This window comes from Profundibacterium mesophilum KAUST100406-0324, assembly GCF_009835145.1.
GTDB classification, from domain to species: Bacteria; Pseudomonadota; Alphaproteobacteria; order Rhodobacterales; family Rhodobacteraceae; genus Profundibacterium; species Profundibacterium mesophilum.
Genome location: NZ_APKE01000039.1, coordinates 1 through 8,988 on the forward strand (window position 1 = coordinate 1; position 8,988 = coordinate 8,988).

The following is an 8,988-nucleotide window of genomic DNA, read 5'->3' on the forward strand; positions in this document are numbered from 1 at the left end:
CATCAGAATGCTCCTATCTCTCCACCGATGCCCGCAACAATAGCTGCGGTTTGGCGGGAAGGCAGTTCATCCCATTAGGTCAGCTCGTGCAGCGAACGGCGGCTCCCCGTCCGATCACGTCGCAAGCTTGGAGAAGTAATCCGTATAGCCTAAAGCGTAGCCCCTGCACATCAACCTTGGCTTATGCCTTGCGGCCTCCCCAGCTCGGCTTCGCGTGTCGCAGGGGAGAACGGCCCTTCGGTCCGTCGCGCATTCGGCCATGCGGCCTCACCGCGGCGCAGCACCCGGCATCCCGGTTTGCCCGCCTCGCGAGCACGTCCCTCCCCGGCCGCTCCGCCGGATTGCGCTCTGGTCTGTTTTGCGGGGCAAAACGATCCCGCCGCTTCATCCGTCTTCCGCGTCCGGTCGGGCCGTTTGCCTGCTCGGGTCGGGCAAACCTACCGTCAAAACACACACACATGAGTGCGGAAGCATATCCTCCGGATGGCCCCCAAATCAGCCCGCGTCAAGGATCGCAAAACTTTTCGGCGAGGGCGGGGCCTTTGGCGCGGGGCGGTCCCATGCGTGAGGGCGCGCCTGTGTCCGGTGCTGCACGCGGAAAACTTTTGCGCCCGGCAAGCCGGCGGCTGCGCCGTCCCTGACCCGGGCAGATTCGGAAACCAGACATTCGGCCATGCCACCACACTCACGTGGTGGTCGAACCCAATATCTGGAGAAAGAACATGGCTTACGACACCGCTAACACCTACGAGACCATCGAGCTTTTCGGGCTGACCGAGAAGGACGCGCAGCTGCCGATCCCCGAGGATCACGTCTTGACCGACCGCATCATCCGCGAAAGCTTCGATGCATTGCTCGGACTGCTGCGCGGGACCGGGCTTGAAGCGGAAATCGAACCGCTGGCGCACGGGCTCGCCACGATCCTGCAGCGCCGCAAGGTGGCGCTTGGCAAGGAGGTCGACCGCACCGCCGACAAGATCGGCGCGCTGGCAAAATCTCACGACGGATCGGAGATCGCCGAGACCGCGCTCGAAGAGGCGCAGGCGCGCTTTTTGCAGCTGCGCGAGATTGTCGGCGCCATCGAGGTGATGAGCGAGGCGGCGGCGGAATGCTACGAGATCGAGACCGGTCACGCCTTCATCCCGGCAGCCGGGTCGCGCGCAAGCGTCCGGGCGCAGGAGACCGGGGCGGTCTTCGAGGCGCGGCGGCTCCTGGAGCAGCACGACCGTGAAACCGCCGAGAAGTCGAAAGTCGAGGGGGTGCCCCTGATCGTCTCAGGCGCCACCGACTGGACCGATGTCGATGTGATCTTCAACACGCTCGACAAGGTTCGCGAACGCATCAAGCAGAACCGCAACCAGGAGATCTTCCTCTGCCATAAGGGTGGCAAGCACGGGGCGGAGATGATTGCGGCTCGGTGGGCCCGGGCGCGCGGGATAGCGCAGGCGCGCTTCGATCCGCGCTGGTCCGCGCACGGGCGGGCGGCACCGTTCAAGTGCAACGACGAAATGCTGGACGACAAGTTCGCGGCGACGGGCGTTGTACTCTTCGGCGGCAACGGGGTCGCGCTGAACCTCGGGCAGAAGGCGGAAGCGAAAGGCTTGACGGTCATGCGGGTTGCGGACCCGGCGAAGAAGACGTCGCAGGATTGAAGAGAGAGGGTCGCCTTCGGGCGGCCCTTACGTCGTTTCTCATGGGTGTGGACGTTCTCCAAATCACTTTGCCTAGCAATTTCCTGTTTTGATAGGTATATGTATGCCAAGCAAAACTTGGAAATGATAGGTATGACCCCACTCAGCAGCATCGCGATGAGCGCCTATACCGACCTGGTGCGTCTTCTTAAGGACGACGCCTTGTCCGGTGTCGAAGGCAAGCCGACGCTCAAGGAGCGCGGCGACAAGGCCTATTGGTACGCCGCGCGACGCGTCGGAACGGAGATGCGGTTCATCTATATCGGCGAGGACAGTGACGAGACGCGCACACGAATCGACCGGATCGAAGAGCTGCGCGCGACCGCCAAGGAGCGGCAGGCAGAACGGTCGCGGCTCGTTCGACTTCTGCGCGCCGAAGGCATGACCCCCACAGACCGGGCCACCGGGTCCATCCTGTCCGCGATGGCCGCAGTAGGGACATTCCGGTTGGGTGGCACCATCGTCGGAACCAATGCATTTCGCCTCTATGAAGGCGAGCTTGGTATCCGTCTGCCAATTGGCGGTATGGCCAATACTGGCGACATCGACATCGCGCAGTTCGAGAAGCTCAGCGTTGCGTTGCAGGATCAGGTCGACCCGGGTCTTGCCGAGACGTTCTCGGCGCTCAAATTCGATCCTCTGCCAGCTCTTGACCAAGGTCGGACATGGCGATGGGCCCAGGGTGGCAGCGGCCAGTTGGTCGAGTTTCTCACGCCGGCCTTCGGAGATGAGACCATCCGTGATTTGCCAGCATTGGGCGTGAACGCCCAAGGATTGAACTACCTCAACTTCCTGATCGCTGAGCCGATCCATGCGGCGGCGATCTATCGATCCGGCGTTCTGGTCCAAGTGCCACGTCCGGAGAGATACGCAGTCCATAAACTGATCATCTCCGATCGGCGACGCGACGGGGCAGGCAGCCTCAAGTCGGCCAAGGACCGCGAGCAGGCGGCCTTCCTGATCGAGGCGATGGCCGAGGACCGCCCTGATGATCTAGCCCGCGCCTATGCCGCTGCTCTGGAGGTCGGCCCGCGCTGGCGGGAGCATATTGGGAACTCACTGATCCGGATGCCTGAGACGAAACTAATCCTCGACGGGTTGGGAGTGTGAATGCCGAAATGGGGTTCCCCTGAACCTCGGGCAGAAGGCGGAAGCGAATGGCCTGACGGTCATACGGGTTGCCGACCCGGCGAATAAGGCTGCGCAAGATTGAAGAGAGGGGGTCGCGCTTGGCGCGGCCTTTTCGTCATGCACTCATAGTGCGTGCGATCGGTCACGCGTGATCGGCAGTCTGCGGCGGCCAGCACCGTTATCTCTCTACCCGGTCCGTCAGAGTGCGGCTCATCCGCATCGGTACGGGCTGGGGATGGTGCGCATGTCACGCGCATCGTCAGCAGAGCAAGACGCGAGGGGTCGAGACGTCGCACTTGAGGCTGAAGACCAGCACAACCCCCGGGTGGCGTTTCGGAACATCACACCCACGCGGACGGGCTCCGTCAGCACCCCGGCCAGGCTTGGCGGGACGAGGACGCGGACGGTGGCTGCTGCGTGATGGCAAGGGTCATTCGGGTCTCTCCTTTTTGCTCATAGATGTGGATCGCACGGGGTCGGCCCGTTCGTGCCCTCAGCTCACGCTTCGGCAAGCACAAATACGGCTTCCACGGCGGGGCCGCGGATCCTCCGCATTTGCGCTTGCGATCGGGCCTCTTGCCCCCGTGCCGGGTGATCCCCATCGCAACAAGGAGTAACCCAAATGACCAACCACTACGTCGCCACAGTCCCCGTCAAGTTCACCGATACCGATGGCCAGGAGCGCACTCGTTTTCAGCGCGTGGGTGCGATGTTCCGCAACACCCGCAACGGGGACGGCTCGGAGTTCTTCAGCCTCAAGCTCGACTTCCCGGTCGCGGTCTCGGAGCTGGTGATGTTCCCGCCGAGCGCGAAGGATCCCCAGGACTGAATCCTCTGACGAGGATGGGCCGCCCCAGGACGATCTTGGGGCGGCCCGATCCCTGTTCCAGGGATGCTGGTCCCTGCGCGTTCAACGGACGCACTCCGCCCGGAATGATCAGGCCGCGACAGACCGGCCAGTCAGCCTCAAGTGGGCCATCCACAAAAACCTATCGGCCAGGGCCTTCTGGTTTTTGCGGCAGAGATTTGGCGGAGCCAAATCTGGCCCTCCTTGACCCTGCCTGTCCGCCCTGTCGGTGGGGTTTGCGCCCGCCCGCGGTTCGGTCCGAACACATGCGTGTTCGGCCAGAGCCTCCGGCGGGGCTGGCGGACGGGACCCCTAAGACAGGTGTCGCCCGGTGGTGAGGGCGGCAGAGCCGCGTCCCTGCGGGTCGCGGGGGAAGCGGACACCAAGGCTGCCTGAGACTGAAGGCGACGTAAGTATATAATTGACAGTTGGGTATATTATCGTAAGGTAGGGGCAGCCTTGGTGGAAGGTGGCAGGAAATAGGGGGTCTTTCTTCGCATGTCGCGCTCAAAACGTCTCACAAATGCGGACCGCATGGAGATCGTTCGCGAAGCCGCGGAAGGCGTTTCCACTTCAGTGCTGGCGGAACGGTTTGGCGTGTCGCCCCGGGCGATCCAGTACACGCTCAAAGCCGATGCCGAGCGCCAGACGGATGCCGCAATTCCGGTGTCAGCAGTCAGTGTGAAGGTCACGGCTGCGGAGCTCGCGGCGCTCGACGAGGTGCTGGCCGAGGCCGGGATCGAGAGCCGGGCCGAGGGGTTGCGGCGGCTGATCCAGGCGGCGGGTGGCGTGTTTGTACCGGACGCGCAGATGGCTGCTGAGATGGCGCGCTACCGCGCCTCGCTGCACGAGGTCGGCAATGGGGTCGGGCAGATCGCTAAGCAGATGACGCAGGCCAACCGGCGGGGGCAGGGGGCCGTGGGGGGCACGAGTGCCGAGTTCACCGAATTGCGCCTCGCACAGATGCGCGGGCTGGCGCGGTTCATCTTGGATTCTGCTGACGAGATCGACCTGCTCCTGCGACGCCGGCGAGACGCGATGCAGCTTGAGGCCACGGCCGCGCTGAGGGAGTTTGCCCATGCGGCTGAATGATGCTGTCCACACCGTCACGGGCGAGGTCTTCCGGGATGGCTGGAGCCGCGTTCGGGGCTCAATGCAGGGGCTGCATGTCGCCAAGCAGAAACAGCTCATACGCGCGGCTGCAGGGCATCGGCCAGCGGTCTTCAAGGCGATCCGGGGCGGGGGCACGCATACCAAATCGCAGCTCGCAAACCAGCTCGATTACCTCACGACCAAGTCCACCCATATCGTCGACAGTAGCGGGTTTCTGGATGGAAAGGCGAAGCTCGAGGCGGGCGACATCAAGGACCTCACAGAGCGCTTTGCCAAGCGGTGGGATGCGGGGTTCAAGCCCAAGCTTGGCCAGACCACGCACATGCTCATGTCCTTTCCCATCGGCACGCGGGGCGAGGATGTGCGCGACATCGCGACGGATGTGGCGGAGCGGTTCTTCCAGACCGAAGAGGGGCATTTCGACTACATCATCGCGGTGCATGAGGACCGCGATCACCCGCATGCGCATCTGGTGCTGAACCGCCGCTCGCAGGAAGGCGAGTTCTTTTTCCTCGGGCGCAACCATCGCTTCAACTATGACGACTTCCGCCTCGCCATGGTCGAGGAGGCGGAGAAGTACGGCGTGCGCCTGGAAGCCACGCACCGGGTGGATCGCGGGGTTGTGCATTACCCGGCCGCTACCCGCGAGGTCTATGCGGCGAAGGAAGAGGGCCGCGCGCCCCGCGAGCGGGAGCGTGTGGGGCAGGACCTGACGCGGACGCTGGCGGAGATCGCCAACACTAAAACCGTCTACCATTCACTCGCTGCGGAAGCCTCCAGAGAGGCCCGCGAGGATATTGCCGCGGCACTCTTCCGCGCGGGCGAGGTGCTGGCGCGCGGCGGGCAGGTGGACCGAACAGGAGATGTGTATATGGCCGAGGATCAAAGTTTCGAGGATCTGAGAAGCCTCTATGCGGAAAAGCTCGCGCGGGTGCAGGGCATGATCGCCGAGAAGTCCGACGCGGAACGTCCCGTGCTGGAAAAACGTCTCATCGAGATCCAGACGCAGGTCCAGCACATGCAGCCTCTCGGATTGCGATCATCCACGCTGTCAGAGGCCCCCTCGGAGGGCGGGATCTATTCCGAGGCCAATATTGATGCCAGCCAGCGCGAGCGACTGGCCGAGCCCGACCTGAGATCGCGCATTGGCGCGGCACTACACGGCACCGGGATCAGCACATCGGAAGTGGTGGCCCGGATCGAGACGGGCGCCTCAAATGCAGCGCTCGAGCATCAATGGATCGCCAATGATCTATCCAAAGTGGCCGAAGCCCGGGATCTCAACCTCGAGCGCCGCGCCGATCTGGAACAGGCGCGAGACATTCTCAACGATGTGCATGTCGAGCTTGGTATGCTTTTGGAACGGGAGAACGTGCTGCGCCGGGATGGTGTCATGGAGGAGGAAGCGGTTAGCGAGCGGTTCCACTATCACGAGGGCGCGGTCCGGATGATGGAAGGTACAATCCGTCAGGAGATGCGCGCCGAGGGCCTGACAGTGCAGCAGATCGAGGACCGGGATTGGGAGGTGGTCTCAAAGGCAGAGCGCCGGATCGAGACCGAGCAGCGCGCGTATCTCGAGGCACATCCGGAGCTGCTCGCACGCCCAGGAGATGTGATCGACCGGTCTAAGCCCTACAGGGAGACCATCACCGATGCTTCCCGCGCCAGCGAGATCACCCGTGAGGTCGACCGGATCATGGAGGGACGCGACCTCCGCACGCCCGTTGCAGATGCGGTCGCGGATGACTTGCGCGCGCGCTATCCGGACATGCCGTCCCACCTCGTCCGTGGGCTCGGCGCGACCTATGCGGCCGTCGTCGAGATCCGGGACACTGAGGCCATCAATCAGGTTCGCCGCGACAACGAGTTGCGCGAGGGGCTTGGGGTTGGCACGCGTGACGAACGTCTAGCCACCCGCGATGAAACGGCGCCGCAGACTGACCGTACCGACCGTGTCCCAGAGGAGATTGCACGTGTCCTTGATCATGAACGGGCGGGGGAGTTGTCCGCGCCCTTCGAGACCGAGGCGGAGCGGGACGCATTTCGCGACGAGATCGCGCGGGTGCTGGATGACCGTCAACTTGAGCGGCTCACATCCGGCGATGCCGATGCGCTGGACAAGGTTCTCGAGGACCGCCTCGACCGGCTCTATGTCGCCAAGGTCTACCTGCAATCTGATGCAGCGACGGCCAATACGGAGGCCTTGCGCCAGGTGGTCGATGATCTCGCCGACGCCGAATATGAAAAACACCGCGCCACAGACTTGGATGGCGAGACCGAGCGGGGCCAGATTCATTGAGCGCCTCCATGGGAAAAGCGCGGATCGCAACAGGGGTTTTGCTGGTGACGCTGGTCACCGGGGCCATGGGCTACACCATCGCCTCGGCGGTGCTGACCTACCAGGATCTCGGCTTCGGGGCCGAGATCGACTTTGCCTATATCGCGCAGAACTATCTGGTGATCCTCGACCGTCGCCCTGAGGACGCGCAACTTATTCACCTGATCATCGGCAGCTTCGCCGCCGCCGGCATGATGCTGAGCCTCGCCCTTTCAGGCTCGGCCCTCACACGCTTTGGCCAGACCCATTGGCAAAGTGCGCGCGAGATGAAGGCCAATGGCTTCTTCGGCGCACCCGGGACCGGGTTTATCCTCGGCAAGCTGGGGCCGCCGGGCTCTCGGGCCAACTACATCTGCTCGAAAGTCTTCCCGCACGCGCTGATCGTGGCCCCCACGGGTCGCGGCAAGACCACGGGCTTTGTCATTCCGAACCTGCTGACCTGGCAGGGCTCCGCCGTGACGCTCGATGTAAAGGGCGAATGTTTCGAGGCCACGGCCCGGCACCGTGCAGCCCAAGGCGACAAGGTTTACCGCTTTGCCCCAACCGATTGGGAGGGCAAGCGCACGCATCGCTACAACCCGCTCCTGCGCATCTATCAACTGAAAGATCCCGCGCGCCAGCAGATGGAATTGCAGCTCCTCGCGACGCTCTTCCTGCAGAGCGACAACGACCGGGTGCAGGGCCTCCTCAAGGGCGGAATCGATCTCTTCGTGGCGGCAGGCCTGTTGGCCTTCCAGCGCAAGCGCCCGACGCTAGGCGAGATCTACCGCATCGCGGCCTCCGGTGGGAACAAGCAGAAGGAGTATTTCGCGCGGGGGCACGAGGTGGACAACAGGGCCGCCAAGCTGATCTTCACGCGGTTGGCCTCCACCAACAACGACACGCTGACCTCTTATGTTTCGCTCCTGATGACCTCGGGGCTCGACCAATGGCAGAACCCGGCCATCGATGAGGCGACGTCCGTGTCGGACTTTGATTTCCGCACGATCCGTAAGACACCCTTCTCCGTCTATCTCGTGGTCCAGCCGCTGATGGTGAAGCCGCTTGCGCCGCTGATCCGGCTCTTCTTCTCCGATCTTCTCTCGGCCATGCAGGAAAAGGATCCCGGCCCCGACGAGCCCTGGCCCGTGATGATCATGCTTGACGAGTTCAACCGTCTCGGCAAAATGCCGATCGTGGTCGAGAGCATTGAGACCCTGCGCACCTATCGCGGCCACCTGGCCGTGGTCACCCAGACGATCCCCGCCCTCGATGAAATCTATGGCGAGAACACCCGCCGCGCCCTGCAGGGCAACGCGGGGGTGAAGCTCTACCTGACACCGTCAGATGAAAAAACCGTCGAAGAACTGAGCAAGGCGGTCGGTAAGACCACGAAGACGGTCGTCACGCGGTCTCAGTCCATCGGCAAGAACCCCTTTGAAGGGCGCAGCCAATCCACACGGACCGAAGAAAGTTCCTTATTGCCCGAAGATGAAGCGCGCCGCCTGCCGCTCGATGAAATCGTCATGGTCATCGACGCGCAAATGCCGGTCCGGGCCAAACGGATCCAGTACTTCGACGATCGGCTGTTCAAGGCGATCCACGCAGCACAGACGGGCGAGTTGCCGTTTCCGGAGCCGGGGGGCGGGGGGTCGCAGGGCAATTTGCCGTTGAGTATGCGCGCCATGCCGATGACGCCGCCAGCTGACGGTTCAGGCGGATCCGAGGCCGAGGTTGAGGCCGCGCGCCAGGCTGCTGATGGCCAATCGTCAGAGCAAACCCATCTCGCCCCAAAGAAGACCGCCGTGTCAAGGGCGGTGCAAAATTGGTCCATTAGGGCGGCGTAAAAGTAGGCCAGTTTGGATTGAGCCGTTTGTTTGATTTTAGAG

General features: G+C 63.2%; 6 protein-coding genes and 1 pseudogene. All 7 read left to right on the forward strand.

All coding sequences use genetic code 11. The features are described 5' to 3' along the window. Nucleotides 1-722 precede the first annotated feature (722 nt). The 7 genes and pseudogenes from PMES_RS15680 to PMES_RS15710 all read left to right on the forward strand — a co-directional run bounded on the left by PMES_RS15680 (nt 723) and on the right by PMES_RS15710 (nt 8,946). A complete protein-coding gene (locus tag PMES_RS15680) occupies nt 723-1,652 on the forward strand; it encodes a DUF2493 domain-containing protein (RefSeq protein ID WP_159966682.1) in 930 nt (309 codons plus the stop codon). A gap of 132 nt (nt 1,653-1,784) precedes the next feature. Continuing rightward, nucleotides 1,785-2,801, forward strand: a complete 1,017-nt coding sequence (locus PMES_RS15685) for a nucleotidyltransferase family protein (protein ID WP_268892432.1) — start codon at nt 1,785-1,787, stop codon at nt 2,799-2,801. Between the two features lie 7 nt (nt 2,802-2,808). Beyond that, a pseudogene (locus PMES_RS16985) lies at nt 2,809-2,904 on the forward strand (DUF2493 domain-containing protein); the annotation flags it as partial. Nucleotides 2,905-3,444: 540 nt separating this feature from the next. Then, a complete protein-coding gene (locus PMES_RS15695) occupies nt 3,445-3,651 on the forward strand; it encodes a hypothetical protein (protein WP_007120662.1) in 207 nt (68 codons plus the stop codon). 516 nt (nt 3,652-4,167) lie between these two features. Next, nucleotides 4,168-4,761, forward strand: a complete 594-nt coding sequence (locus tag PMES_RS15700; protein ID WP_159966683.1) for a helix-turn-helix domain-containing protein — start codon at nt 4,168-4,170, stop codon at nt 4,759-4,761. Further along, a complete protein-coding gene (locus tag PMES_RS15705; RefSeq protein ID WP_159966684.1) occupies nt 4,748-7,081 on the forward strand; it encodes a relaxase/mobilization nuclease domain-containing protein in 2,334 nt (777 codons plus the stop codon). Before PMES_RS15700 ends, PMES_RS15705 begins: the two co-directional genes overlap by 14 nt. Nucleotides 7,082-7,089: 8 nt before the next feature. Next, entirely contained in the window at nt 7,090-8,946 is a 1,857-nt protein-coding gene (locus PMES_RS15710) for a type IV secretory system conjugative DNA transfer family protein (protein ID WP_236549845.1), read from the forward strand. The last annotated feature ends 42 nt before the right edge of the window (nt 8,947-8,988 follow it).